The following is a 25,131-nucleotide window of genomic DNA, read 5'->3' as shown; positions in this document are numbered from 1 at the left end:
CCATTCCAGGAGAGATCATTGAGTTCATCGCAAGCGCGCCCCGCGAAAACCCGGTCTTCGCGCCAGTCCATCAAGCTGGATGACATCACGATCGTCGACCCGGCCGTCCTCAAGCGCGCGGTCGGCGCGATGGCGTTCGGCAATGCGATGGAATGGTTCGACTTCGGCGTCTACAGCTATATCGCCGTCACGCTCGGCAAGGTGTTCTTCCCGTCGAGCAGCCCGTCCGCGCAGTTGCTCGCGACCTTCGGCACGTTCGCGGCCGCGTTCCTCGTGCGTCCGCTCGGCGGCATGGTGTTCGGTCCGCTCGGCGACCGCATCGGCCGCCAGCGCGTGCTCGCCGCGACGATGATCATGATGGCCGTCGGCACCTTCGCGATCGGCCTGATCCCGAGTTATGCGTCGATCGGCATCCTGGCGCCGATCCTGCTGCTCGTCGCCCGCCTCGTGCAGGGCTTCTCGACCGGCGGCGAATACGGCGGCGCGGCGACCTTCATCGCCGAGTTCTCGACCGACAAGCGTCGCGGCTTCATGGGCAGCTTCCTCGAGTTCGGCACGCTGATCGGCTATACGCTCGGCGCGGCCACGGTCGCGCTGCTGACGGCCACGCTGTCGCAGGAAGCGCTGCTGTCATGGGGCTGGCGCGTGCCGTTCTTCATCGCCGGCCCGCTCGGCCTCGTGGGCCTCTACGTGCGGCTCAAGCTCGAGGAAACGCCGGCCTTCCAGAAGGAGGCCGAAGCACGCGAAGCGGACGAGCGCGCGCGGCCGAAGCAGCGCTTCGCGACGCTGCTCGTCGAACAGTGGAAGCCGCTGCTGCAATGCGTCGGCCTCGTGCTGATCTTCAACGTGACCGACTACATGGCGCTGTCGTACCTGCCGAGCTACCTGTCGGCGACGCTGCACGTGCGCGAATCGCACGGCCTCTTCATGGTGCTGCTCGTGATGGTGCTGATGATGCCGATGACGCTGTACGCCGGGCACCTGTCCGACAAGATCGGCCGCAAGCCGGTGATGATGGCCGGCTGCGTGGGCCTGCTCGCGCTGTCGGTGCCGGCGCTGATGCTGATCCGCACCGGCGGCATGCTGCCGATCTTCGGCGGGATGCTGATCTACGGGATCCTGCTGTCGACGTTCACGGGCGTGATGCCGTCGGCGCTGCCTGCCCTCTTCCCGACGCGGATCCGCTACGGCGCGCTCGCGATCGGTTTCAACGTGTCGGTGTCGCTGTTCGGCGGCACGACGCCGCTCGTCACCGCGTGGCTGGTCGATCGCACCGGCGACCTGATGATGCCCGCGTACTACCTGATGGGCGCGTCGTTCATCGGCATCGTGTCGGTGCTCGCGCTGCGCGAAACCGCGCGCCAGCCGCTGCCGGGCTCCGGGCCGTGCGTCGCGAGCCGCGCGGAAGCGTTGAGCCTCGTGCACGGCGGCGCCGACGAAGCGCGGGTGCGCGACCGCAAGTTCACGGCGATCAGCGAGCGCGCGTAACGCGGGCCTCTGCGGGCCGATGCGACGCCGCGCGGCTTGCGCGGGCGTCGCCGTTCGCGCGATCGTTCGAATGGGCAACGGGCTTGCCACGACGCCTCCGCTTCGCGGACGTGGGTCGGACGCCCATGCGCGAAAACCGGACGATGGATCACGCGCGCCCCGGCGCGTTTTCGGCGCGAAATTCGCAGACAAGTTCGCCGCCGACCGCGAGTTCGTCGATCTGATCGGCCGTCAGCGCGACGATCGTTGCGGCACTTTCATCCGAGATGCCCAATTGCCGCTTGCCCTGCTCGTAGTGGACACGCAGTATGCGTTGGGCCAGCACGAGATACGCGCGATTGAATTCCGCGATTGCATCGAAGATATCGCCCTGTTCGGTCATGACCGCTCCTGAGCCGACGGCGGGTCTTGCGGGGCCGCGCGCGGCGCCGCGACCGGCCGTGCAGTAATGAATCCCTGAATCTATGTCAGGCGACGCGCATCATGCGGACAATTCCCAGGTCTGATCCGACATACGCGAAATCGCCGCTTGCAAAGCGATGATTCGCGATTCGCCATGCGTCGCTGTCGGATTCGGCCTAGATTCGGTCACCCCCGGAAAGCGGAACACCCCTACGATTTTCGGACGGCGCGCGGGGCCGGTTGCGCGAGCGCGCACGGTACCGTGCCAACGACGATGGCATTCGCGCATCGTCGCCCTCTATCGGCATCGTCGATGCCTGAACCCGAACGAGTGGAATCCGAAAACCATGTTGAAAGTGACGAAAGCCGTCTTTCCGGTCGCCGGTCTCGGCACGCGATTTCTACCGGCGACCAAGGCCAGCCCGAAGGAAATGCTGCCGGTCGTGGACAAGCCGCTGATTCAATATGCGGTCGAGGAAGCGATCGACGCCGGCATCACCGAAATGATTTTCGTGACCGGCCGCAGCAAGCGCGCGATCGAAGACCACTTCGACAAATCCTACGAGATCGAAGCCGAGCTCGAGGCGCGCGGCAAGGAAAAGCTGCTGTCGCTGGTTCGCAGCATCAAGCCGAACCACGTGGACTGCTTCTACGTTCGCCAGGCCGAAGCACTGGGGCTCGGCCATGCCGTGCTGTGCGCGGAGAAGCTGGTCGGCGACCAGCCGTTCGCCGTGATCCTCGCGGACGACCTGCTCGACGGTCCGACGCCCGTGTTGCGCCAGATGATCGACGTGTTCGATCACTATCACGCGTCGGTGATCGGCGTGGAGGAAATCGCGCCCGAGGCATCGACGTCGTACGGCGTGATCGACGGCAAGCGCTGGGAGGACAACCTGTTCAAGGTGTCCGGCATCGTCGAGAAGCCGGCGCCGGCGAACGCGCCGTCGAATTTCGGCGTGGTGGGGCGTTACGTGTTGAAGCCGAAGGTGTTCGAGCATCTGCGCGCGCTGCGGCCGGGGGCCGGCGGCGAACTGCAACTGACGGACGCGATCCAGTCGCTGCTGACGGACGAACAGGTGCTCGCCCATCGCTACGACGGCACGCGCTTCGATTGCGGCAGCAAGCTCGGGTATCTGAAGGCGACGGTCGAGTTCGCGCTGCGGCACCCGGAGGTGGCCGCGGACTTCGAAAGCTATCTGGCCGCGCGCATGTCGACGCTGCTGGCCGCCTGACCGGCCACACGACGCACCCGGTCATGTGGACGGCCATCAGCGATCTCGGCGACGCGGCGATGACGTTGCCGCTTGCGCTCGTGTGCATCGGCTGGTTGACGTGCTCGGCGACCGGGCGACGTTACGCGGCGTCGTGGGCGCTAATGCTCGCGGCCGGCATGGCGCTGGTCGGCGCCACGAAGATGCTGTACGCCGGCTGCGGGGTCCAGATCCGCGCGATCGATTTCCGCGTGATCAGCGGACATACGATGCTCGCATCGGCGGTCTGGCCGATGACATGCGTGCTGGCACTGAGCAGCGGAACGTCATGGCGGGCGAACACGTCGCTGTCGCTCGGGCTCGCGCTCGGCGCGCTGATCGGCGTGGCGCGCGTGTTCGACGACGCGCACACGCCGGCGGAAGTCGTCGCCGGCTGGCTCGTCGGCTCGGCCGTCGCGCTGGCGTTCGTGCGGCGGCATGGCGCACCGCGTGTCGATGCGCGGTATCGCGCGCTCGTCGCCGGGTCGCTATTGGCCGTGTCGGCCGTCGCCTATGGTCGACACGCGCCGATTCAGGCGGCGATCGACAACTATTCGCCGTTTTTGTGCGGGCGGTTCGCGCTGCGGCCCTGACGGGCGCGGGTCGGACGACGCGGCGTGCGATGGCCGGCGCTGCCCCTCGCCAGCGCCGGCGCGCGCAGACCGCTTCGTCGACCCCGCCGGAAAAAGACGGAATGCCGCCCGGATCGGACAACGCCGCTCGCCCGCTCGTCCGACCGCCTATGCTTGATCGCCGGAATCGAGTCGTCCCGAACGACGACCCCGTATTCCTCGTGCGAACCGGCGAGCAAGCGAGCCCTGCCCGACAGGCACCTTGCCCGCGTCGCGACGCACCTCGCCGTACGGCGCCGGAACGGCCGGCGCGTGGCGAATCCGGAGTCTCCGATCGGGCGCACGCATGTCGACCTTGCTCTTTTCAGCCAGCGTACTGTTCTTCTCCCTCAACGCATTCAGCGTACGGGCAACCTTCGCCGCCTATTTCCTGCTCTGCGCGCTCGCCTTTCTTCGCGCGCCGACGCTGATGAACCGGCAGCGTCACCTGTTTCCGGTCTGCGCATACTGGCTGATCAGCATCAGCATCGCGTTCGTTCTGTCCGCGTTTGGCGACTTCTACGTGAACTTCTACGTCAAGTTCATGCTGATCCAGACGTATATCGCGCTGTGCTACTGGATGTTTGCCGGCGGCGTGCTCACGCGGGATACGCTCGACACCGCATGCCGGATGCTCATCTACGTCCACGCCGCGTTCTTCACGTTTCAGCTCGTCTATTACCTCGGCACCGGTACCTTCATCGATTTCGACAGCTACGTGCGCGAAGCCGACTCCGAAGCGCTCTACGCCACCAAGGCGCTGACCGACAGCCTGATTTCGATTCGTGCGCTCGGCCTGTATTCCGAGCCGTCGTTTTACGCGATGACGGTCGTGCCGAGCGCGGTGGTCCTGCTGCTGTCGCAGCGGCGCATGACGCTCGCGCCCGCGGTCGGGTTCGCGACGGCGCTGCTCAGCTTCTCGGTCGCGTCGATGGCCGTGTGCGCCGCGTTGTGCGGGCTGCACGTACTCATCGGGCGCGGTCGGCTGCGGACCCGGATCGCCGTCGTCGTCGTCGCGCTCGCCTGCGTGCCCTGGCTTTACAGCGTGTACGACCAGCGGGTGAACCAGTCCGTCGACTACGATGCGGTCGGCAGCCGTACGCTCGTGCTGACCGAGCTGACCGAGCGCGACGTCGTCGCGGGCGCGTTCGGCGACGGCCTCTTCTGGGACGAGCGCAACAACGTCGGCAAGACGCATCTGCGCGGCTATCAGGTGCGCGACAGCTCGTTCTACATCTACCTCGTATTCGCCGCGGGCGTCGCCGGTTTCATCGTGTTCTTCGGTACGCTGGTCATGCTGTTTCGCCGCAAGGGTCGACGCAAGTATCTGCTCTATCTGCTGCCGATCCTGCTGTTCAAATATCACGTGCTGTATGGCATGCTCTGGCTCACCATTCTGCTGTTCGTCGTGCTGGCCGACCAGGATGCGCCGCGGCGGCGCGCGGTCGTCCGCCCGCTTCCCAACCTGTCCGGCGACGAGCCCGTCGCGCATCCGACATGACATCACTCCGACATGCGTCGACGTTTCGCACGTTGAAACGATTGCTTATCGCGGCGCTGTGCATGACCTGCGCGATGACGGCAGCGAACGCCGACTCCGTACCCGCGCCGCCCGGCGAAGTCATCGCGCACAGTCCGGCCGCCACGCGCGTGTATCTCGGCTCCCCGTCGCTCGCCCTGCTGCCGAACGGCGACTATGTCGCGAGCTTCGACACGTTCGGCGCCGCAGCGGCACAGAACCGCGTGTCCGTGTTCGCGTCGCACGACAAGGGCGCGACCTGGTCGCGGCTCGCGGACGTGCCGGACCAGTACTGGTCGTCGCTGTTCGTGCTGAACGGCGCGCTGTATCTGATGGGCACCAACCGCTCGATGGGCACACCGTCGATTCGCCGCTCCGACGACGGCGGTGCGTCGTGGACCACGCCGGTCGATGCGTCCACCGGTCTGCTGCCGTATTCCGGGCGTTTCATCACCGGGCCGGTTCCGGTGCTCGTCGATCGCGGGCGCGTCTGGCGCGCGTATGAAAGCGTCGACGGCGCCGACCTGCGCGCGACGGTGCTGTCCGCCCCCGTCGACCGCGATCTGCTCGACGCGCGCAACTGGCGCATGTCCGCGCATCTGCCGTCGGACAAACGCTGGCTCGACGGCACATTCCAGTCGTGGGAAGAAGGCAATGTCGTCGGCAGGCAAGGCGCCGCGCCCGTCGTCATGCTGCGCGTGAATACGGAGAACGGCCCGGAGAAAGCCGCATTGGTGACGACGAGCGACGACGGCCGAACGCTGTCGTTCGACCCGACGCGCGATTTCGTCGACCTGCCCGGCGCGGGCAAGAAGTTCACGATCCGCTTCGATCCCCAGTCGAAGCAATACTGGACGATCACGAATGCAGTGCCGAAGAGCGTCGGGCCGATGAACCTCGAGCGCGTGCGCAACACGCTGGTGCTGCTGTCGTCCCCCGATCTGCGGCGGTGGACCGCGCGGCGCATCCTGCTGCAACACGCGGACAAGAAGCGGCACGGCTTCCAGTACGTCGACTGGCAATTCGACGGCAGCGATCTCGTTGCCGTGCTCCGCGTCGCGTTCGACGACCCGGAAGGCGGCGCGGCCAGCCAGCACGACTCGAATTTCATCACGTTCCTGCGCGTACGCCGGTTCCGCGACAACGCCGCATCCACTGCGCTGACACAAGAGTTGCAGTAGCCCCGGCCGAGGCCGCCGCCCGTCTATTTCTTGAACACGCCGACGACGTCGCTGCCGTCGACCACCAGCAACGCGCCGATGCGCTGCGTCTGCATCAGCAGCAGCGCATCCTCGACCCGCGTACCCGGCCGTACCGTACAGGGCTCGATCGACATCATGTCGGCTGCCGTGCGCCGCAATACGCCGTCGCCATACCGCTCGATCGCGCGGCGGATGTCGCCGTCGGTCACGATGCCCCAACCCGTGTCGCGCTTCACGATCGCGAGCCCGAGACGCCCGCGCGTCATCGCGTCCAGCACGTCGAGCGTCGACATGTCTTCCGTCACGATCGGCAGGTCTCGGCGCGCCATTTCGTCGTCGACCGTGGACAGCAGCCGGCGGCCGAGCGAGCCGCCCGGGTGGAAGCGTGCGAAGTGCTCCGGCTGGAAGCCGCGCGCCCGCATCAGCGTGACCGCCAGCGCATCGCCCATCGCGAGCGTGGCCGTCGTCGACGCGGTCGGCGCGAGTTGCAGCGGGCACGCCTCGCGTTCGACGCCGACGTCGAGATGGACCCGCGCGGCGCGTGCGAGGGTCGACGCAGGATCGCCGGTCAGCGCGATCAGGTCGTTGCCGTTGCTGCGCAAGAACGGGATCAGCTTGATCACCTCGTCCGTTTCCCCGGAATTCGAAATCGCGAGAAACGTGTCGTCCGGCGTCACCATCCCCAGATCGCCGTGATAAGCCTCGCCCGGATGCATGAAGAAGCCGGGCGTGCCGGTGCTCGACAGCGTCGCGGCGATCTTCCTGCCGACGATCCCGGACTTGCCCATCCCGCACACGACGACCCGCCCGCGCGAGCCGAGCATGATCTCGATCGCACCGTCGAAGTTCGCGTCGAGCCGCGCGGCCACGCTGGCCAACGCCCGCGATTCGATCTCGAAGACCTGCCGGGCGGATTCAATATGGTTCTGTCGCATCATCAGTTTGCCGTTTGAGAAGGGAGACGACGCGCGCGACGTCGTCGGGCGTATCGATGCCGGCCGGCGGCGCATCGGGCCATTGCATCACGTCGATCGGCATGCCGAGCCAGAGCACCCGCAACTGCTCGAGCCGCTCCAATCGTTCGAGCTCGCACGGCGCCGCGGCCGCCAGCGACTGCAACGCCGTATTCGCGTAGCCGTAGAGGCCGATGTGCCGCAGAAAACCGCCGCCGTTCGGACCGCTCGTTTGCGCGGGCCGGCCGTCGCGGCAGAATGGAATCGCCGCGCGCGAGAAATACAGCGCACGGCCGCGGCCGTCGACGACGAGCTTGACGATGCCCGGCTCGTCGAGCAACGCGGTGTCGCCGACCGGGCAGGCCACCGTCGCGACACCGAAGTCCGGCGCCGCGCTGCAGAAGCCGGCGAATGCCCGCAGCAGCGCCGTGGGCACGAGCGGTTCGTCGCCCTGTACGTTGAGCACGGCATCGGTGTCGCGCCAGCCGAACGCACGCGCGACTTCCGCCGCGCGATCGGTGCCGGACTCATGCCCGGCGTCGGTCATCGCGAAACGGATGCCGCGCGCGGCGAGCACGTCGGCGATACGCGGATCGTCGATCGCGACGACGATGTCGGTATCGGGCAGCGCACGGCTCACGCGCGCGTGCACGCGGACGATCATCGGTTCGCCGTCCAGATCGACGAGCGGCTTTCCCGGCAGTCGCGTCGAGCCGTATCGTGCCGGAATCACGACGTGCACCGGCCGCCCGTTATTGAATGACGTCATGGCTGCTCCATGCGTCGAACAACGGCCGGTACGCGTCGTCGAGCGACAGCCCGGCGCCGGTCAGCAGATGCTCGGCCACCTCGCGCGCCACGCCGCGGCCTCCGACCGTGCGTACGACATGATCGACGCGTGCGCGGACGAGCGGATGCGCGTCGGCCGGCGCATACGACACGCCGACGCGTTCGATGACCGCGAGATCGTTCACGTCGTCGCCGACGTACGCGATTTCGGGGTCGCCCATCCGTTGCCGCGCCTTGATGTCCGCATAACCGGCGGCCTTGTCGTCGCAGCCGGTCACCAGCACGTCGACGCCGAGCTGGGCCGCCCGCCACGCCAGCGCGCCGCTATGCTTGCCCGACAGGATGCCGACGCGAATCCCGTGCGCGCGCAGCAGTGCGACCGCGACGCCGTCGTGCGCATGAAAGCTCTTCATGAACTCGCCGTCGGCCGTCACGTGGAGCAGGCCGTCCGTCAACACGCCGTCGACGTCGAACAGCACCAGGCGCACGGGCCCGCGATACATCGCGCCGCTCACCGGATATCGAGCGGCGCGAGCCGCTTGACCAGATCGTCCACCGCCTTCGTCTGCTGCAGGAACGCGTCGAGCAACGCGAGCGGCAGCGCACTCGGGCCGTCGCAACGCGCGTGGTCGGGATCCGGATGCGCTTCGAGGAACAGCCCGGCCAGCCCGACCGCCATCCCGGCGCGCGCGAGATCGAGTACCTGACGCCGCCGGCCGCCCGACGCGGCGCCGTGCGGATCGCGCATCTGCAGGCTGTGTGTGACGTCGAAGATCACCGGGCAGTCGCCCGTCGCATCGCGCATCTGGCGAAAACCGAGCATGTCGACGACGAGATTGTCGTAGCCGAACGAGGAACCGCGCTCGCACAGGATCACGCGATCGTTGCCGGCCTCGCGGCATTTCGATACGACGTGCTCGATCTGCGTCGGGCTCATGAACTGCGGCTTCTTGATATTGACCACGTTGCCGGTCTGCGCGATCGCGACCACGAGATCGGTCTGGCGCGCGAGGAATGCCGGTATCTGCAGGACGTCGACGACCTGCGAGACCGGCCCGACCTGCCACACCTCATGCACGTCCGTGATCACGGGCACACCGAACCGGTGCCTGACTTCGTCCAGGATCCGCAGCCCCACGTCGAACCCCACGCCGCGATACGAGTGGATCGACGAACGGTTGGCCTTGTCGAAGGACGCCTTGAACACCAGCGGAATGCCGAGGCGGCGCGTGACCTCGACGAACGTGCCGCAGACGTCGAGCGTGAGCCCGAGGCTTTCGAGCACGTTGAGGCCGCCGAAGAGGACGAACGGCAGGTCGTTGCCGACCGTGACGTCCGGCGTGATGGTTACATTCATATGGATCTCCACGAAATGAGGACGATGGTGTTCGCGTCGTGCTGCGGCCGCGACCGCCGCCGCGCGAAACGCGGAGGTCGACCGCCGCTGTTTGCCGACGTCAGCGCTCCCCGCTCGTCGCATAGAGCGGCGCAAGCTCGCCGAACAGGCGTTCCTCGCCGAAACGCTGCCGCGCCTCGCGGTTCGCCCGCCGGCCCAGTTCTGACCGCAATGCAACGTCGCCAGCGAGGCGCTGCAGCCACGCGGCCGCGTCGGCTGCCGTCGCATAGATCACGCCGGTCTGCAAATGACGGACGACATCGACGTTGCCCGCACAGTCGGACACGACGACGGGTCGGCCGGCCAGCATCGCCTCGATCACCGACACCGGCATCCCTTCCCACGACGAGGTCGACAGGTACACGTCCGCGCATCCGAGCCGACGCTCGACCTCGTCGCGCGACAGCCATCCGGTCACTTCGACGCCGGCCTTCGCCAGTTCCGCCTTCGCACCATCGTCGCCGTCGCCGATCCAGACGAAACGCGTACCGCGCGCGCGCATGCCGTACGCGATCTGCGCGAACAGGCCCGGATTCTTTTGCGCGCGGATGCCGCCGACCGTCACCACATAGGCGGGACCGTCCGCGGGCCGCGCGGCGTCGCCCGAATGCGCGGTCGACGCAGCCTCGACCACCGCATTCTCGACCACCACCACCGGCTGACGAAGCCAGGTGCGAATCGCCCGACCTTCACTCTCCGAGCACGCGACGTAAAGGCACTTCCGCACGCACGCGATTCTCTCCAGGCCGACGAACGCCAGGCGCTTCACGCGCGAGATGTCGCGACGCATGAAAGAAATGCAGTGCGGACTGTAGAAGAACGCCGCCTTCGGCAACGCAAACAGCGTCGACAGCCGCCCTAAAAAACCGGCAAACGACGAATGCATGTGCACGACGTCCGGGCCGATCCCGTTGAGTGTCGCGCGCAGGCGCATCACGGTCTGCAACAGGCCCGCGCCTTTCATCTGAAGGTGGCGCAACGACACCCTCGCGTCGAACATCGCGGCCAGACCCGGCGGCGTATCGGGCCGCACCGAATAGACGACGTGCACGTCGTGCCCTTCGCGAGCGAAGCGATTGGCAATCAGGCACACCATCGACAACGTGCCCGTCGCGCTGGATTCGACTATGTGGACGATTTTCATCGGGTCCGTTCCATGAAAAATGAGCCGTCGCGCACCGACGCCGAACGACCGTCAAACACGCGGGCCGCGCCCCGCGACCGCATCGATATACGCGAGCACGCCGGACCCTTCGATTACGCGCCCCCATTCGAGCGACTTCATCGCAGCCGGATCGGGACGACGCACACGGATCCGCGACAACGGAAACACTTCGTCGAAGATCGCCGCGCCGGTGACGTGACACGGGATACCGAGTTCTTTCGCGGTGCGTACGTTCGACGGCGCGTCGTTGCAGACGATCTTTTTTCCGAGCGACGCGTATTCGAGCAGCTTCGTCGGCGTCTGGAAGCAATGCGGTCGGTGATACGGAAAGAAGCACACCGCGTATTCGCTGTCGCGCACGATCCGCAGCGCGTCGCGTTGCGGTACGCGGCCGACGAAGCGGATGCCCGGCGTGTCGGCGAAAGCCGCGCGGATTTCGGGCTCCGGATGGCCGACCAGCACGAGCGTGTCCGCTGCGTCGCGCCGCGCGTCGCGGTAGGCGGCGAGCACCTTGTGAAAGCCGCGTTCTCGGCTCATCTCGCCGATATAGCAGAACCTTCCGGACGGCATTTGCACGGTATCGGCGTCACCCGCGGCCGCGACGTCGGCACCGGCACCGGCATCCACCGGATCGAAGATCCAGTCCGGCACGCCCATCGGCAGCAGCAACGCGCGTACGCCGTCGCCAAACGCCATCGCGTCGCGCATCCGCGCGTTCTGGAAGATGCGCAAATCGGGCCGTACGTTCAACACGCGCTTCACGCGGTCCTTGACGGCCGCGAGCCGGCCCACCGACAGCGACCGATAGTCGTGAATCACGAACCGCGCGGGCGGCAATGCCCGATAGAAACCCATGATGCACCACAGGATGCAGACGTCCCGGTCCGGAAAGCGCACATACGCATCGAGATCGCCGTCGAACACCTCGAACCCGTGCGCTCTCAGCCGACGGCCGTAGGCGGCGATCTCGGGATAGTTCGCCTTGCCGGGATGCAGAATGAACACTTTCATTTCGATTCCTGTCCGTTGTCGACAACGCGCGCCGGCACACCGACCGCGACGCCGCCGTCGGGCACGTCGGTCAGCACGACCGCCCCGGCGCCAATCCGCGCGCGGTCGCCGATGCGAACCTCGCCGAGCACGACGCTGTGCGCGCCGAACTCGACGTGATCGCCGATCGTCGGCACGCCGCCGAGCGTGCCGTCCTTCCGGATCGTGTTGCCGACGGTCACGCCGTGCCGCAGCGTGCAGTACGCGCCGATCGTCGCGTATCCGTTGATCACGAGGCCGGTGCCGTGATAGATCGCGAGCCCCCTGCCGATCTTCGTCTTCGCCGGAATCTCGATGCCCATCAGCCAGTCGCACAACACGATGTACAGCAGGATCAGCGGCGCGCCGGCCAGCAGCGTGAACCGGTTCCGGCACGCGAGGTAGTGCACGATGCGGTAGAAGATCACCACGCTGCGCGTCTTCACGAACGCATTGCGGCGGCAATCTTCGGCGATCGCGTCGGCGGTCTGTCTCAACGTGACGGTCATGTCAACGCTGCCCCGCGAAAACGCGCCGCGCCGCATCGGCCGGGATACGCGCGGTGCCGAAGTAGTCGATGCCGTCGACCAGAAACGAATGGATGTACTTCAGCAGGCGCTCGCGGTCGAACTCCTTGTAGAAACACCGGCCGAGCGACACCACGCGCTTGCCGTACAGCATCGCCTCCAGCCCGACCGTCGAATTGATCGTGACGACCGCATGCGCATGCCGCAGCAGCTCCGTGGTCGGCGTCGTGACGATCTCGAAGTGATACGTCTGCTGCAGGCGCACGATCGCGTCGATCTCGGCCGCATCGGTTTCCGCCGGATGGAGTTTCACGAACAGGTCGGCGCTCTCGTTCGCCGCGAACTCGAACGCATGGCGAATCGCGTCGAGATTGCCGACGTCAGAGTGCAGCTTGATCTGCGTATCGCCGGCCACCTGAAGCGGCAGGAATACATAGCGGCAGGTCGACAGCGTGTCGGGCGACATATAGGTGGCCTGGCGCGGCGCCGGCATGCCGTTGCGCGCGCGCACGCTTGCCAGACGCCGCCGGCCGACACCGCGGCTGACCAGCTTCAGCACATAATTCGTCGCGGACGTCGCCTTGCGTCCGAACGACGTCCGCGCCTGCGGCAGCGGCTTGCGCTTGTCGCGTTCATAGGTCGACAGCCAGCGCGCATGCGTGTCCTCGTCGGGTAGCGGCAGGCGATCGATGACCTCGGGGTAGCGGCTGATCGTCGACAATGCATTGACGCCCAGCGAATCGACGAACAGCTTGCCCGGCAGATTCGAGATCTCGATGAAGCGGGTCGCCACGCCCTGCACCGTGCACGCCTGCCGCACCGCACGGCACACGAGCTGCTGCCCGTTCCACATCACGCACTGCTCGATCCGCAGCCCACGAAGGACTTCCAACGCAATATGGAAGATCGCCGCCGACTCGCGCTTCGCACGCGCCTCGGTCATCTGCCCGTTCATCACTTCGATCGACAGTTGATACGGCGTGCGGTCGGCCGCGCCGCCGTCTGACACGTCGATCGGCATCAGCCGGTTCAGGTACACCGACCGGAAGCCGCCCAGCAGCAGGCCGAGATGCGCGACCGGTTCACTCGTCAGGAATGCGAACTCGTATTCGTGCCGGACCGCGTTCACCAGGCGGGTGGCGAAGTAGTAGCGCTCGAGGGAGTCGATGACTATCAGGATCATGGTGTACTCGTTCGTCGTATCGGCGTTCTCACGCCAGCGCCCCCAACCGGGACAGGTTCGCGTCGAGGACCCGGTACGTCAGCGCGATGCCCGCCGCCATCAGCGCCGCGCCGGTCAATGAAAAAATCAGGACGCTCGTCGGGGCCGACAGGTTCGTCAGCCGCGCGACGCCCAGCGCGCCGACGAGGCCCAATCCGCAGGTCAACTGAAACAGGAAATCGGTGCGCTGTGCGCGCGTGGCCAGGAAGATCTGCGACAGCGGCACGTAGATCAGCTGCAGCGCGAACAACGGCATCAGGCTGTAATAGAAGCCGACCGAGCCGCGCCAGCTTGCGCCGAAGAACAGATCGACGAGCGGCGCGAACAGCAGCAGCCCGCCGGCCATGTACGCGACGGCGAGGCCCGCGAGTGCACGCGCGTAGGTGCGATACACCCGATGCACCGCCGAGCCGCCATCCGGTCGCGCCATCGCGCCGATTGCGTCGCGCCGAAACACGCCGCCCACGCTCTGCGCGATCAGCGAAACCGGAAAGAAACCGAGCCGGTAAGCCGCGGCGAAGTAGCCGGCACTCTGCGCATCGAACCAGTGCGGAATGGCGATCGCCAGCGCGTAGGTCAGCACCGACGCGCACAGCGTCGACGGCAGGATGTACAGCGCGAACCGGCGATTCCTGACGAAGAAACCCGGCGACAACCTGAACGCATACCCTGCGCGATAGCCGCTCAGCACGATCGCACCGGCCATCACGACCGACACTGCGGCGGTCACCCACGCGTACAACGCGAATACGTCGACCTTGCCGCATGCGGAGCAGGCGAGCGACAGCACGAGACCGATCAGGAACGCACCGTTGACGACCATGCGCGACAGCGCGATCCATCCGTAGCGCCTGAGGCTGTTCAGGTAGGCGCCGGCAGCCAGCTGGATGAACGATGCCAGCGCATAGACGGCGACAGGATAGAGATCCGCCCGGCCGGCGATCGCGATCAGCATCCCGCCCGCGGCGGCGACCATCAGGCCCAACGCCGTCACGTTGACCAGCGCATTGAACGATTCGCGCGGCGAATCGTCGACGCACGCGAGCTCGTAGCGCAATGCGAGCAGCGTGCCGACGAAAGACGCCAGCGCGAGCAGATAGTTGAAGTGGCCCAGCGACTCAGGCCCGAACCGACGTCCGATCACGAAGATGCTGACGAACAGCGCGATCTGTCCCATCACGACGCCGGCCAGCGAAACGATCGAATCCCGCGGATTGATCATCGCGCCTCCGTGCGCCGCGCGCGACCGGATTCGCATGCCGGGACGCCGGCTGCGCTGGACGTATCACGCATCCTGCGCTCCGTACTCGTAGGCGACATAGCGATAACCGCCGTACTTCGAACCGTAGCCGTACTGTCCGAGCCGCGGGTTGACGCCGTTGAAGATGACGCCGTTCAGGCGAACGCCGTTTTGCGCGAAGCGCTTCGCCGATTCGTCGATCTCGCCGAGCTTTGTCTTGCCCGCCATCGTGACGAGCAGCGCGGTACCGGCGAATGCACCGAGAATACCGGTATCGGGCACGGCGAGCACCGGCGCCGAGTCGATCACGACGATGTCGTAACCCGACGACAGGCCGTCGACCAGCGCCGCGAGATTGCGGTTCAACAGCAGTTCCGCGGGATTTTTCGGTATCGTGCCGGTCGAGATGAAGTCGAGACCCTCGACCACCTCTCGGTGAATCACGTCCTCCACGCGTGCGCTGCCGGCGATCAGCTCCGTGAAGCCGCGGCCGCGCGGAAAGCCGAGATAGTCATGCATCCGCCCCTTGCGAATGTCGCCGTCGATCAGCAGCACACGCTTCCCGGCGCTGGCCATCACGACCGCGAGGTTCGACGAGATGAAGGTCTTGCCGACGCCCGGCGCGGGACCGGCGATCAGCACGATGTTGTTCTTCGCCTCGAGCATCGCGAACTGCAGGGCGGTGCGCAGGCTCCGCAGGCACTCGACGGCCGGCTCGTTCGGGAAATCGATCGACAGGATCGACTTGTGGCCGCTCTTGCGCGCGGCTTCTTCGGCCAGGTCGCGCTGATGGTCGCTGATCGGGACCGTCGCGTACACCGCGAGGCCGAGGCGGCGCTCGATCTCGTTGTGATCCGAGATGCCGTGGAACAGCATCGAGCGGACGATCGCGGTGCCGCTGCCGGCGAGCAGCCCGAGCAGCAGCGACGCCAGCGCGACGAGCACCTTCTTCGGCCGCACCGCCACTTCCGGCACCGCAGCCGTGTCGACGAGACGCACGTTGCCGACCTTGCCGGCCTGCACGAGTTGCAGTTGCTGCATGTTGTTCAGCAATGCCGTGTAGAGGTCGGTGTTGACCTTCACGTCGAGCATCAGCCGCACGGCTTCCTGCTGCAGGTCCGGCAGGCGCCTGATCTGCAGCTCGGCGGCGTTCCGATAGCCGTTCAGCGCGGCGATCTGCTCGTCGATCACGGCCACGCTCGGGTGCCGTTCGGTGAAACGGGACATCAACTCCTGCCGCTTCTGCTGCAACTCGAGCAGGCGCGTCTTCGCGTCCGCGGTCTGGGCCAGCGCGAGCTTCGCCTCCTCGGTGAGGTCGACCGTGCCATGCTCGTCTCGCAGTTTGGTCAGACGTGCTTCGGAATCGGCCAGTTGCTGCTTGAGCTGCGGCAATTGCGCGGTCAGGAATTCAAGCGACTGCGCGGCCTCCGCCGATTTCCGCTCGATGTTCTGCCGCACGTACTGACGGCCGATTTCGTTCATCGTGTCGCTGACCCATTTCGGATCGGTATCCTGAAGACTGGCGACGACGACGTCCGATTGCTTCACGCGCTCCTGCACGTTGAGGCGGTCGCGGATGTCCTCGATCGTCTTCAGCCGCGAGTGGCGAACCAGCACGAATGCGGCGCCGGGCTTCGCGGCGATCGACGCGACCTGCAGCACGATCGGGCCGCGCGGCGAGTCGAAGCGCTCAAGCGCGCCGACGGTGCCCTCGACCGGCGCATCGAGATCGCCGCCGTCGAGCCGATAGCGCTTGCCCCCGAGGCTCGTCAGCGTGAACGCGTCGCCTTCGTTCTTGCGCGGCACGTCGAAACGCCGCACGTCGATGCGTTCGCGGCCCCACGCGTAGCCGCCCAGGCCGGCGAGGCCGGGTTCGGACAAGCCATCGCGATGGCGCGCGATCCAGTCGCCAATCAGCGGAAATCGCTTCGGCTCCGCGTCGATAAACAGGTTGAGCTTGTCGACCGCACGTTCGACGACGAGGCGCGACGCGAGGATCTGCTGTTCGGCGGCGGCCGACGACTTGACGTCGAACAGCGCCGATACGTCGCCGAGCAACGACTTGGCGGCCGACGTGTCGGGGCTGTCCTCGACCTGGACCATGATGTTGGCTTCGAACACGGGCTTGCCGAGCATCGCGTACGCGAGGCCGGCCGCCAGCAGCACGCACGTGATGGACGCGATCAGCCAGCGGCTTTCCAGCAGAATGTCGAGCACCGCAACGAAATCGGTCTCGCTGCCGTCTTCGGCGGCTTGCTGCGGCGGGGCGGAGGGTTGGGTCATGGCAACGATATGAGGCGTATGGGTTCCAGTGGAGCGTCGGCCGACGGCGGCTTCAGACGATACGAAGGCGCTTCGACCACTCGGACACGCCGAGTTCGATCAGTCGCGCGCAGCGTTCGAATACGAACCTGGGCTGCCGGTAAGGGTCGTGCACGTCGAAGTCCGTGTATTCGCCGAGACGAAACACGCGTCCCCGCACGAACGGAAACCGGTTCTCGAGCGACGTGCGCTGTCGACGGTCCATCACGAGGATCAGGTCGGCGTCGGTACACAGCGCGCGGTCGACCTGCCGGGCGCGATGCGGCGACACGTCGAACCCGCGCAGGCGCATGACGTCCAGCGCATACGGCGCGGCCGGCATGCCGACCAGTGCGTTCAGGCCGGCGGACGTGACGCGGCGCCCCGGCATCGACTGACGCAGCATCGCTTCGGCCATCGGGCTGCGGCAAATGTTGCCTTCGCAGACGATCAGGATGGACTCCATCATTTGGTCGCGATCGCCGCGGTCAGGCCGGCATTGATGGCCGGCAGCAACAGGCTGAGCACGCGGCTGAAGCGGACGAGCCCGTTGCCGTCGACGTAGACGACGTCCTTCGGCTTCAACTGGAATTGGTTGGCGAGCACCATCGCGACCGGCGAGCGGGCATCGAGGTGATAGACCTGCGGTTGCGCGTCCTGCATCCCGCGCACCACGTAGAGCTGCGCGGCGTCGGCCGTGTTCGCGTTCAGGCTGCCTGCCTGCGCGATCGCCTCGCTCAACGTCAGCCGGCCATTGCGCATCGGCAACGCCGTGACGGGCTTGTTGACCTCGCCCATCACGAATACGCCGCTCTCGTCGCGTGCCAGCACGCGCACGAGGTCGCCGTTGCGCAGCACGATCTTCGACGGATTGCGTCCTTGTTCGGCCATCCCGGTCAGATCGATCCTGCGCTCGACGCCGTCGCGCACCAGCACGATGCGACTCTGGTCGGCCGCCGCCGAGAATCCCCCTGCCCGCCCTATCGCGTCATACAGCGTCATCGGGATGTCGTTCACCGGCTGCGAGCCCGGCGTATGCACCTCGCCCTCGATATACACCTGCTTCGCACGGAACGATGCGATCCGCACCGTGACCTGCGGATTCCTGAACGTCTTGTCAAGACGCCGCGCAAGCTGCGTTTGTACCTGCTCGGCCGTCAGCCCGGCGACCGGCAACCGGCCCGCGTAAGGAAACTGCAGCGTACCGTCCTGATCGACGACGAAACCCGGCGGCGCATCCGCGGCACGCGGCGCGGACTGTGCCGGCGCGCCGAGCGCCGCCGCCAGTTCGGGGTGATCCCACACGGTGATCTGCAACACGTCGCCGCGGCCGATGGTGTATGCGTCCGGCGACGAGGCGATATCGCGGAGCTCGCCGGGCACACTGCGTTCCGTATCGCGCATGCGCCGGATCAGCGACAGGTCGATATTCGTCACCGGAACCGGCAGCGTGGCGTTGTCACCCGGCGTCGTGCCGCTTTGCAGCGGAATCGACGCCGGCTGCTGCATGCGCATGCCCGGCGCGATACCGCACGCGCCCAGCAACGCACACAGCGGCAGGATCATCACGAGTCGACCGACACGCGATCGTCGGCGCGGCGCGCGCGCCGGCTCCATTTGACGCAACCTCTGCATTACAACCTCGCTCTTTTTTAGTCTGAAATTGCTTCGGTCGCCTCGCGTCGTGTCGACCGCGAGTACAGCACCCCTGTCGAGACCGGACATGCCTGCTGCCACACCGTACCGTTGCGCCGCCTTCCGCCACGCGCGATCGCACCGCCTTCACATGCGGGAGGAAGCGACTAGTACGCGCCCGAGCCGCGCACCACCACGGTGATCGTCCTGAACAGAATGCCGATGTCGCGGCGCAGCGACCAGTCGCGCACGTAGGACACGTCGAGCGACACGCGCGTCGAATAGTCGGTGTCGTTGCGGCCGCTGACCTGCCAAAGGCCGGTCATGCCGGGCTTGGCCATCAGGTAGTAGCGCACGTCGGCGCCGTAGCGTTCGAGCTCGGCCTCGACGATCGGGCGCGGCCCGACCAGGCTCATGTCGCCCTTCAGCACGTTCAGCAACTGCGGCAGTTCGTCGAGGCTCGTCTTGCGGAGCAGGCGGCCGATCGGCGTGATGCGGACATCGTTCTTCAGCTTGAATTCGCGCGCCCATTCCGCCCGGGCGTCGGCGTCGCGCTCCAGCAGCGCCTTGAGCACCACATCGGCGTTCGTCACCATCGAGCGAAATTTCAGGCACTTGAAGCGCCGGCCGTTTCGGCCGACACGCTCATGCCCGAAGATCGCCGGACCGCCGTCGCGCCTCACGGCCCATGCGATGCCCAGCAATGCCGGCGCGAGTACGACGAGCAGCACCGACGCGCCCACCAGGTCGAAGCTCCGCTTGACCGTCCGTTTGACGCGTCCGACCGTCCGGTGGCCGATCTCGAACTGGCCGCGCCGGTCCGCGTGCGCGATCGCCGCCGCGCGCACCTGACCGCCCGCACGCTCGATCACACCAAAGATCGCTAGCGTCAGCGCGCGGAATGCGATCAGGCCGATCCCACTGGCGAGCGTCCAGCACACGAACCACTCGCTCGACAGCACATGCGCACGATGCAGCACGTAAAGCAGCGCGGTGCTCATGCCCTGCACGACGATCCATGCCAGCACCGTGCGCCCGAGCAGGCGCAGCGCCGATTGCGTCCGCACCTTCTCGTAGATGCCGCATGCGGGAAATACCGACAACGCCAGCGCGGCGGCAAACGCGACGAGGGCACCGTCGAACAGGGTGCCGCGCGCACCGCCGGTCGCACCGATCAACGCGGGGATGAACGCGCCCAGCACGATCATTCCGATATCGGTCGCTCGATTGATCAACGAATTCATTGATATGAACTCCTAAGTCATCACCCAATATCCATTCACGACGCAGCGCGGCATCACATCACGCGGAACGCTGGTTGCGGCGCCTCTGCTTCAACGTTTCCGCAGTGCATCATATTCGCCTCGACTTGCGCCTTTATCGATTGCGTCCGAATCCGCCTTGTTGATGGCGGAACAAATCAAGGCCGATTTCCCGAGCGAATTATTCGATCCATTTCTCGAATCGAGCGATGCACGAATAACGTGCGTTCGCACCCATTCATGCCCGGATTCGGATCGGATGTACGACATGAATTTCATGTCGATTTGCAATTCGCCGCGGCCGCCATGCGCGCGCACGGGGCATGCGCATGCATCGCCTGGTGCGTCCTGGCCTACGAGCGAGCATCGGCCGAACGACGGCGCTCGATGCTCGCCCAACGAATAAAAAGGCCTGCACGGTGCGCTCACGACGACACGGCAGGCAAAATTCCGAGGAGTACCGGGGTGCCGACTCCTCGAAAGGCCAGTCGATAACCTAATCAGTGGAAATACGCGCGGGTTGATCGATGTCCGACCGCGCCACGATTGTGGCCGAATCCGCCTTCGTCAAATCAGAATTACCGATACCACTGATTTGCATTCCAAATCATAAAACCGTCATGCTGAATGAACATCGATATCCAGGCATGGATTTGAATTCGGGTAAAGCGACTTCGCCGATGGGCGTCCGATGGCGAATTGCGATCGCCCGCTCTAGGACGATGCGCCGCTCATCCAGTCGCCCAAATCCGACGCGTACAGCGTGTCCGTCGATGCGTCACTGTCTTTTCGTGCAGCCGCCCGAAATTCGGTCGGCGATGTCTGCAAGTGCTGGCGAAACAGTTTTGCCATCCGGTCGCCGCTGCCGAGGCCGGTGCGCCGCGCGACCTTGTCCGCCGGAAGATCCGTCTCGATCAGCATGCGGCATGCCTTTTCGAGGCGTATCCTCAGCACGAACTCGGTAGGCGTGACACCGATTTCGTTCTTGAAGCGCCGCAAGAAATTGCGCTCGCTCATCGCGGCGGCCTGCGCGGCATCGGCGATCGAAATGCGGTTCTCGCTATTGACCCGCAGATGATGCGCAGCCATCCGGATCAGCGTGCTCGCACGGGCGACGCGTGCACCGAACAACACGTCGGTCAGTTTGCGGTTCGCGCCGGACACCATGCACATCACGATTTCCTGCGCGATTTCGTAACCCATGTCCACCCGGACGATCGACAACGCATCGGAGAAAGGCCCGTCGTCTTCGTCGCCGGCGGCTTCATCGTCCGACGCGCCGCCGTCCGTTCCCGACGCTGCCTTCTCTATCTCCTTCTGCCCCAGGCGAATCTGCGTCAGCAATCTCCGGCCGCCATGGCTGCCGCGCACGACCCGCGCCCGCTGATGGACATGCCGGACCCACGCAATAAACTGTTCGTCGAGCTCGTCGGTCCCGCCTTGACCGCTCAACACGAACATCGCGTGCACCCTGCTGGCTTCGAGTGTGCGCGCCGCTTCCGTCCAGATGCCGACGCCCGACGACGAACGAACCGGGCCGCCATGCACGGAATACAGGCGCAATTCGTAACGGTCGACGAATGCGCCATCGACCCGTCCGAGCTGATTCGCCAGTTCGAAAACGGCGGCCAGCTTGCCCATCTGCATAATCGAAAAACCCTCGAGCAACAGGACGATTACGCTTGCCCGTTGATGTTCGTTGCCGGCGCCTCTTCCCCGATTCACGCTTGACCCCGTCGATGAATGATTCGGCACTGTTTGCATCCTGCGGCCCTTTAACAATTTCTTACATTTGTTGTTTTCTGCGCCGCATCATAAGGGGCGCTCCTCGCCCGCCGATTTGTCAATGTCTGTTTTCGCCGTGTTGTTGTCGGATTCAATCAAGCCAATGATATGGACCTATTTATTGAAATTCATCAATTTTGGTGGAAATACGATCACGCCATTTCATTGAAAATTGACGTGCATCAATGCCAGGAAATATAAATCGCGATAACGCAGGCGGGGGAAATCACCGGTAATGAAGAGAAACCGAAATCGATCGAATGAGCCGTCTTTTTCGAGTGCCGCCGCCGCAATGGGCGAACGGGCCGCATCGCGGCGACCCCGCGTGGGCGCTGGTGAGAGCCGTTCAGGCAGCATGGTCGAATGTCGCTCAGGGCGGGTGAAACCGGCGATTTCGCGCAAACGTCATCCCGGGATTTTGGCCAGGCATTTAAGGAAAATTCAGATCGTGCGTGACCTCGGATCGGTAATGAAATACCGGCTCCATCGTCGAATCTTTCGGTATAGCGGCACGCAAACGTTTGTCGTTGAAGAGACCGAAACCTATGGGCGATACACGGGATCACACGGTATGACCAAGGATTACATGCGATTACGATCAATTACACGGGACGATTCGTTCGCCTGCCGGATCCTATGCCGTTTGTCGGACTTGTCGGTATGGATCCGTCATAGGGCAGTTCGTCCGGCGCGCGCTCATCGAATTCGGATCGACTCGTTTTGATGGGCGTTCGCGTCGGTCGAATGCGGCGCGTGCGATATGCGCGTTGCCCTGCCCGCACCGCCGGCCCGGGTCAGGAAAGGAGGAAACGGTTGCGGGCGACCCCGCCCGGTGCGTTTTAAACTTTCGTTCGTACTGCAGATTTTCGTGTGTCGACAGGCAACCCCAATGTCCAACCGAATCGGTAGTATTCCGGAAGATCGGTGGTCGATCGCAACCATTCGGCCGCGCGACCCGAGGGCGGCGCTCACGCCCACGCCCACGCAATCAGGATCGCTAGAAACCCGGCAGCCGCCCATGCCCGTCCGACCGCTGCGCTGCGGCGGCTCGCCACCGGAAAAACCGATCTGCGCGGCGCCGGGCACGCGGGCGTCGCCGTTCGCGCGATCGTCAGTTCGACGGCAGTGACTGCGCGTCGAACCAGTCGAGCAGCGTGCGCGTGACGAACGCCGGATTTTCCAGGTTCGAGATATGGCCGGCGTCGGGCACCAGCGCATGCGCGCAACCGATCACGCTCGCCATCTTCACGGTTTCCGACGGCGGGCGCGCCATGTCGCCCGCGCCGCACATCAGCAGCGTGCGTGCGGCATCGAGGTCGGCGAGTGTCGCGAGTGTGTCGGGCCGGCCGAAAATCAGCCGGCCGAGCGGCGCGATCGATTGCCGCAGCCGGTCGGCCGGCAGGTTCGCGAGCGCATCGCGAAACGCCGTCGGCACCGGGTCGTCGAGATTGACGTCCGGCCGGAAGAACAGCGGCACGATCGCGTCGAGCAGCGGCGGCGCGATGCGGCCCGCTGTCTCGATCGCGTCGAGCATCCCGAAGTAGCGGGCGCGCGTCGCATCGGGTTCGGCCTCGAGCGACGCATCCATGATCACGAGCGAGCGCACGCGCTGCGGCTCGCGCAACGCGAGCCGCGCGCCCCACATGCCGCCGACGCTGAGCCCGACGATCGCGCACTGTTCGATCTCCAGCGCGTCGAGCAGCGCGCTGGCGTGCGCGGCGAGATCGTCGAGCGTGTGCGTGCCGTCCGGCAGCGCGCCCGATTCGCCATGCCCCCACAGATCCGGCACGATCACGCGATACCGGCGCGACAGTGCGTCGATTTGCGGCGCCCACATCGTCGCGTCCCACAGATAGCTGTGCCCGAGCAGCACCGGAAAACCGGCGCCGTGATCGAGGTAGTGCAGGGTACTGCCATGAATAGTGTGTGCGGGCATGCTGTCTCCGGATGTGAGGACGCGGCGATGGCCCGGAAACGGGTGCCGCAGTCGGCGGCGTTCTGCGACGAACGCGAAGCGGCGCATCATCGCACAGGTTGCAGGCGTCGTGCATGACGCCGCGCACGACGTATTCGCCGCGCTATCCGACGCGGTACATCGGCAGCACGTTGCTGCCGGCGATGCCCGGCTCCTCCTCGAGCGAATGACACGCTTGTTCGAGCAACCAGTTGGTCAGCACCGCGATATCGAATTCGTTGCACGCATCGGGGTTCTGCACGAGCACGTAGCTGCCCGATGCAACGGTGCAGTGCGGGAACAGCTCGACGAGCCGCCCCTGCTTCAACAGCCCGTCGACGAGGGGCCGCCTGCCGATCGCGATACCGTGGCCGTCGACCGCGGCCTGGACCAGTTGATCGTACTGGCTGAAGTGCAGCGCGCCGACCGGCCGCAGCCGCGGCACGCCGAGCGCCTTCAGCAAATGGCTCCAGCCGTGCCACGGCCATTCGCCGCGCGGGTCGTCGAGATGCAGCAGCACGTGCTTGTCGAGGTCGGCCGGCTTCATCGACGCGGCGTCGCCCGCCGCCACCAGGCTCGGGCTGCACACCGCGACGACACGCTCGCGAAACAGCACGTCCGTATCGTCGGTCGACGTATACGGGCCTGCATAGCGCACGGCCAGGTGCAAACGTTTGCGTTTGAGATCTTCGATTTCGCTCGTGGCCGACACGCGCACGTCGATGTCCGGATAGCTGGCGCGAAACGAACCGAGGCGTGGAATCAGCCACAGCGCGGCGAACGAGACGGTGGTCGACAACGAGATGGCGCGCTGGCCGACACTCGACGACAGCTTACCGACCACCGATTCCAGGTCGGACAACGCGAACGAGATCGCGTCGTACAGCTCGCGCCCCTTGTCGGTCAGCGTCAACGAACGAATGTGCCGATGGAACAGCTCGATCCGGAGCTGCTCTTCGAGCGCCTTGACCTGCCGACTCACGGCCGATTGCGTGACGTTCAGTTCCTGCCCCGCCCGCGTGAAGCTCAAATGGCGCGCCGCGCATTCGAAGCCTCTCAGGAAATCCAGCGAAGGCAGACTTCTCAATCGCTTTGCCAATCTCACATTAGCCATACCGCCGCCTCAAAGTTGCACCCATCGACCGATAAGTCGCCGTTCGTCTCCCTGAATCGTCTCTCCCATTTGGATTCGGAAACGATTTTATATTGAAGCATGGATGCACATCATTCTTATTTTCAATCGTGACACTTGTATTTATCTATCGATTTTGATCGCAATGATATCCTTACATGAACATTATCCAGGTAGTGATTTTGTAAATTAATATGAGAACGAATCCAGCACTTCAAATAGTCGACAAACTCCTTAAAAAACAGAGGATTACCGCCAGAATTCGACGC

23 protein-coding genes are annotated in these 25,131 nt (G+C 65.4%); 5 read left to right on the top strand and 18 right to left on the bottom strand.

Going from position 1 to position 25,131, the window contains the following annotated elements; all coding sequences use genetic code 11:
• Positions 1-18: 18 nt before the first annotated feature.
• Positions 19-1,488, top strand: coding sequence for a glycine betaine/L-proline transporter ProP (gene proP, locus KR541_RS31665; RefSeq protein WP_216090049.1), 1,470 nt, complete (start codon positions 19-21; stop codon positions 1,486-1,488).
• A gap of 148 nt (positions 1,489-1,636) precedes the next feature.
• Here proP and KR541_RS31660 read toward each other — a convergent pair whose 3' ends face one another.
• The gene (locus KR541_RS31660) at positions 1,637-1,870 is read right to left on the bottom strand and encodes a flagellar transcriptional regulator FlhD (protein ID WP_050013549.1); all 234 of its coding nucleotides are present in this window, start codon (positions 1,868-1,870) and stop codon (positions 1,637-1,639) included.
• Positions 1,871-2,237: 367 nt separating this feature from the next.
• Between KR541_RS31660 and galU the strand changes: the two genes are divergently transcribed.
• The 4 genes from galU to KR541_RS31640 all read left to right on the top strand — a co-directional run bounded on the left by galU (position 2,238) and on the right by KR541_RS31640 (position 6,451).
• A complete protein-coding gene (gene galU, locus KR541_RS31655) occupies positions 2,238-3,122 on the top strand; it encodes a UTP--glucose-1-phosphate uridylyltransferase GalU (protein WP_050013550.1) in 885 nt (294 codons plus the stop codon).
• Positions 3,123-3,145: 23 nt separating this feature from the next.
• Positions 3,146-3,733, top strand: a complete 588-nt coding sequence (locus KR541_RS31650; protein ID WP_050013551.1) for a phosphatase PAP2 family protein — start codon at positions 3,146-3,148, stop codon at positions 3,731-3,733.
• 325 nt (positions 3,734-4,058) lie between these two features.
• Positions 4,059-5,252 (top strand): hypothetical protein, encoded by a 1,194-nt coding sequence (locus KR541_RS31645; protein ID WP_089490090.1) that lies wholly within the window; start codon positions 4,059-4,061, stop codon positions 5,250-5,252.
• Between the two features lie 62 nt (positions 5,253-5,314).
• Positions 5,315-6,451, top strand: a complete 1,137-nt coding sequence (locus KR541_RS31640; RefSeq protein WP_252996723.1) for a sialidase family protein — start codon at positions 5,315-5,317, stop codon at positions 6,449-6,451.
• A gap of 23 nt (positions 6,452-6,474) precedes the next feature.
• Here the strand turns inward: KR541_RS31640 and KR541_RS31635 are convergent, their stop codons facing one another.
• The 17 genes from KR541_RS31635 to KR541_RS31555 all read right to left on the bottom strand — a co-directional run bounded on the left by KR541_RS31635 (position 6,475) and on the right by KR541_RS31555 (position 24,844).
• On the bottom strand, positions 6,475-7,410 hold the full coding sequence (locus tag KR541_RS31635; RefSeq protein WP_124630067.1) for a KpsF/GutQ family sugar-phosphate isomerase: 936 nt from the start codon (positions 7,408-7,410) through the stop codon (positions 6,475-6,477).
• Positions 7,388-8,194: a 3-deoxy-manno-octulosonate cytidylyltransferase gene (gene kdsB, locus KR541_RS31630; RefSeq protein WP_050013555.1), complete on the bottom strand. Its 807-nt coding sequence runs from the start codon at positions 8,192-8,194 to the stop codon at positions 7,388-7,390. Before kdsB ends, KR541_RS31635 begins: the two co-directional genes overlap by 23 nt.
• Positions 8,178-8,717: a KdsC family phosphatase gene (locus KR541_RS31625; protein WP_204384810.1), complete on the bottom strand. Its 540-nt coding sequence runs from the start codon at positions 8,715-8,717 to the stop codon at positions 8,178-8,180. Before KR541_RS31625 ends, kdsB begins: the two co-directional genes overlap by 17 nt.
• Before the next feature lie 8 nt (positions 8,718-8,725).
• On the bottom strand, positions 8,726-9,571 hold the full coding sequence (kdsA, locus tag KR541_RS31620; protein WP_050013557.1) for a 3-deoxy-8-phosphooctulonate synthase: 846 nt from the start codon (positions 9,569-9,571) through the stop codon (positions 8,726-8,728).
• Positions 9,572-9,671: 100 nt separating this feature from the next.
• On the bottom strand, positions 9,672-10,754 hold the full coding sequence (locus KR541_RS31615) for a glycosyltransferase (RefSeq protein WP_050013558.1): 1,083 nt from the start codon (positions 10,752-10,754) through the stop codon (positions 9,672-9,674).
• Between the two features lie 51 nt (positions 10,755-10,805).
• Complete coding sequence (locus tag KR541_RS31610) at positions 10,806-11,786, bottom strand: glycosyltransferase (RefSeq protein WP_216090048.1); 981 nt, start codon at positions 11,784-11,786, stop codon at positions 10,806-10,808.
• Entirely contained in the window at positions 11,783-12,313 is a 531-nt protein-coding gene (locus tag KR541_RS31605; protein ID WP_050013649.1) for a serine O-acetyltransferase, read from the bottom strand. The genes KR541_RS31610 and KR541_RS31605 overlap by 4 nt, the downstream gene beginning before the upstream one ends.
• 1 nt (position 12,314) lies before the next feature.
• Positions 12,315-13,514 (bottom strand): capsular polysaccharide export protein, LipB/KpsS family, encoded by a 1,200-nt coding sequence (locus KR541_RS31600; RefSeq protein ID WP_216090047.1) that lies wholly within the window; start codon positions 13,512-13,514, stop codon positions 12,315-12,317.
• Positions 13,515-13,542: 28 nt separating this feature from the next.
• A complete protein-coding gene (locus KR541_RS31595) occupies positions 13,543-14,775 on the bottom strand; it encodes a lipopolysaccharide biosynthesis protein (protein ID WP_213346928.1) in 1,233 nt (410 codons plus the stop codon).
• 63 nt (positions 14,776-14,838) lie between these two features.
• Positions 14,839-17,076 (bottom strand): polysaccharide biosynthesis tyrosine autokinase, encoded by a 2,238-nt coding sequence (locus KR541_RS31590; RefSeq protein WP_124630062.1) that lies wholly within the window; start codon positions 17,074-17,076, stop codon positions 14,839-14,841.
• A 52-nt stretch (positions 17,077-17,128) separates the two neighbouring features.
• Positions 17,129-17,563, bottom strand: a complete 435-nt coding sequence (locus KR541_RS31585) for a low molecular weight protein-tyrosine-phosphatase (protein ID WP_050013562.1) — start codon at positions 17,561-17,563, stop codon at positions 17,129-17,131.
• Positions 17,560-18,729: a polysaccharide biosynthesis/export family protein gene (locus tag KR541_RS31580; protein WP_239469032.1), complete on the bottom strand. Its 1,170-nt coding sequence runs from the start codon at positions 18,727-18,729 to the stop codon at positions 17,560-17,562. Before KR541_RS31580 ends, KR541_RS31585 begins: the two co-directional genes overlap by 4 nt.
• Before the next feature lie 167 nt (positions 18,730-18,896).
• The gene (locus KR541_RS31575; RefSeq protein WP_050013564.1) at positions 18,897-19,973 is read right to left on the bottom strand and encodes a sugar transferase; all 1,077 of its coding nucleotides are present in this window, start codon (positions 19,971-19,973) and stop codon (positions 18,897-18,899) included.
• A 732-nt stretch (positions 19,974-20,705) separates the two neighbouring features.
• Complete coding sequence (locus KR541_RS31570; protein WP_373452514.1) at positions 20,706-21,632, bottom strand: helix-turn-helix domain-containing protein; 927 nt, start codon at positions 21,630-21,632, stop codon at positions 20,706-20,708.
• Between the two features lie 306 nt (positions 21,633-21,938).
• Positions 21,939-22,178, bottom strand: coding sequence for a hypothetical protein (locus tag KR541_RS31565; protein WP_124637467.1), 240 nt, complete (start codon positions 22,176-22,178; stop codon positions 21,939-21,941).
• A 709-nt stretch (positions 22,179-22,887) separates the two neighbouring features.
• Positions 22,888-23,712 carry an alpha/beta fold hydrolase gene (locus tag KR541_RS31560; RefSeq protein ID WP_124637466.1) on the bottom strand — a complete coding sequence of 275 codons (825 nt, stop codon included), beginning with the start codon at positions 23,710-23,712 and terminating at the stop codon, positions 22,888-22,890.
• 142 nt (positions 23,713-23,854) lie between these two features.
• Positions 23,855-24,844 carry a LysR substrate-binding domain-containing protein gene (locus tag KR541_RS31555; RefSeq protein ID WP_050013566.1) on the bottom strand — a complete coding sequence of 330 codons (990 nt, stop codon included), beginning with the start codon at positions 24,842-24,844 and terminating at the stop codon, positions 23,855-23,857.
• Positions 24,845-25,131 lie beyond the last annotated feature (287 nt).

It is taken from the genome of Burkholderia sola, assembly GCF_905400185.1.
Classification (GTDB): domain Bacteria; phylum Pseudomonadota; class Gammaproteobacteria; order Burkholderiales; family Burkholderiaceae; genus Burkholderia; species Burkholderia sola.
The sequence above is the reverse complement of the archived record's forward strand: the minus strand, read 5'-3'. Positions and strand labels throughout refer to the sequence as shown.

Coding starts and splice junctions, on each gene's coding strand:
- KR541_RS31600 (WP_216090047.1), bottom strand. CDS start 13,514: ATGATCCTGATAGTCATCGACTCCCTCGAGCGCTACTACTTCGCCACC.
- KR541_RS31640 (WP_252996723.1), top strand. CDS start 5,315: ATGACCTGCGCGATGACGGCAGCGAACGCCGACTCCGTACCCGCGCCG.
- KR541_RS31575 (WP_050013564.1), bottom strand. CDS start 19,973: ATGAATTCGTTGATCAATCGAGCGACCGATATCGGAATGATCGTGCTG.
- KR541_RS31570 (WP_373452514.1), bottom strand. CDS start 21,632: ATGGGCAAGCTGGCCGCCGTTTTCGAACTGGCGAATCAGCTCGGACGG.
- KR541_RS31560 (WP_124637466.1), bottom strand. CDS start 23,712: ATGCCCGCACACACTATTCATGGCAGTACCCTGCACTACCTCGATCAC.
- galU (WP_050013550.1), top strand. CDS start 2,238: ATGTTGAAAGTGACGAAAGCCGTCTTTCCGGTCGCCGGTCTCGGCACG.
- KR541_RS31615 (WP_050013558.1), bottom strand. CDS start 10,754: ATGAAAATCGTCCACATAGTCGAATCCAGCGCGACGGGCACGTTGTCG.
- KR541_RS31650 (WP_050013551.1), top strand. CDS start 3,146: ATGTGGACGGCCATCAGCGATCTCGGCGACGCGGCGATGACGTTGCCG.
- KR541_RS31645 (WP_089490090.1), top strand. CDS start 4,059: ATGTCGACCTTGCTCTTTTCAGCCAGCGTACTGTTCTTCTCCCTCAAC.
- KR541_RS31635 (WP_124630067.1), bottom strand. CDS start 7,410: ATGATGCGACAGAACCATATTGAATCCGCCCGGCAGGTCTTCGAGATC.
- kdsB (WP_050013555.1), bottom strand. CDS start 8,194: ATGACGTCATTCAATAACGGGCGGCCGGTGCACGTCGTGATTCCGGCA.
- KR541_RS31590 (WP_124630062.1), bottom strand. CDS start 17,076: ATGACCCAACCCTCCGCCCCGCCGCAGCAAGCCGCCGAAGACGGCAGC.
- KR541_RS31605 (WP_050013649.1), bottom strand. CDS start 12,313: ATGACCGTCACGTTGAGACAGACCGCCGACGCGATCGCCGAAGATTGC.
- kdsA (WP_050013557.1), bottom strand. CDS start 9,571: ATGAATGTAACCATCACGCCGGACGTCACGGTCGGCAACGACCTGCCG.
- KR541_RS31625 (WP_204384810.1), bottom strand. CDS start 8,717: ATGTATCGCGGGCCCGTGCGCCTGGTGCTGTTCGACGTCGACGGCGTG.
- KR541_RS31585 (WP_050013562.1), bottom strand. CDS start 17,563: ATGATGGAGTCCATCCTGATCGTCTGCGAAGGCAACATTTGCCGCAGC.
- KR541_RS31610 (WP_216090048.1), bottom strand. CDS start 11,786: ATGAAAGTGTTCATTCTGCATCCCGGCAAGGCGAACTATCCCGAGATC.
- KR541_RS31555 (WP_050013566.1), bottom strand. CDS start 24,844: ATGGCTAATGTGAGATTGGCAAAGCGATTGAGAAGTCTGCCTTCGCTG.
- KR541_RS31660 (WP_050013549.1), bottom strand. CDS start 1,870: ATGACCGAACAGGGCGATATCTTCGATGCAATCGCGGAATTCAATCGC.
- KR541_RS31580 (WP_239469032.1), bottom strand. CDS start 18,729: ATGCAGAGGTTGCGTCAAATGGAGCCGGCGCGCGCGCCGCGCCGACGA.
- KR541_RS31595 (WP_213346928.1), bottom strand. CDS start 14,775: ATGATCAATCCGCGGGATTCGATCGTTTCGCTGGCCGGCGTCGTGATG.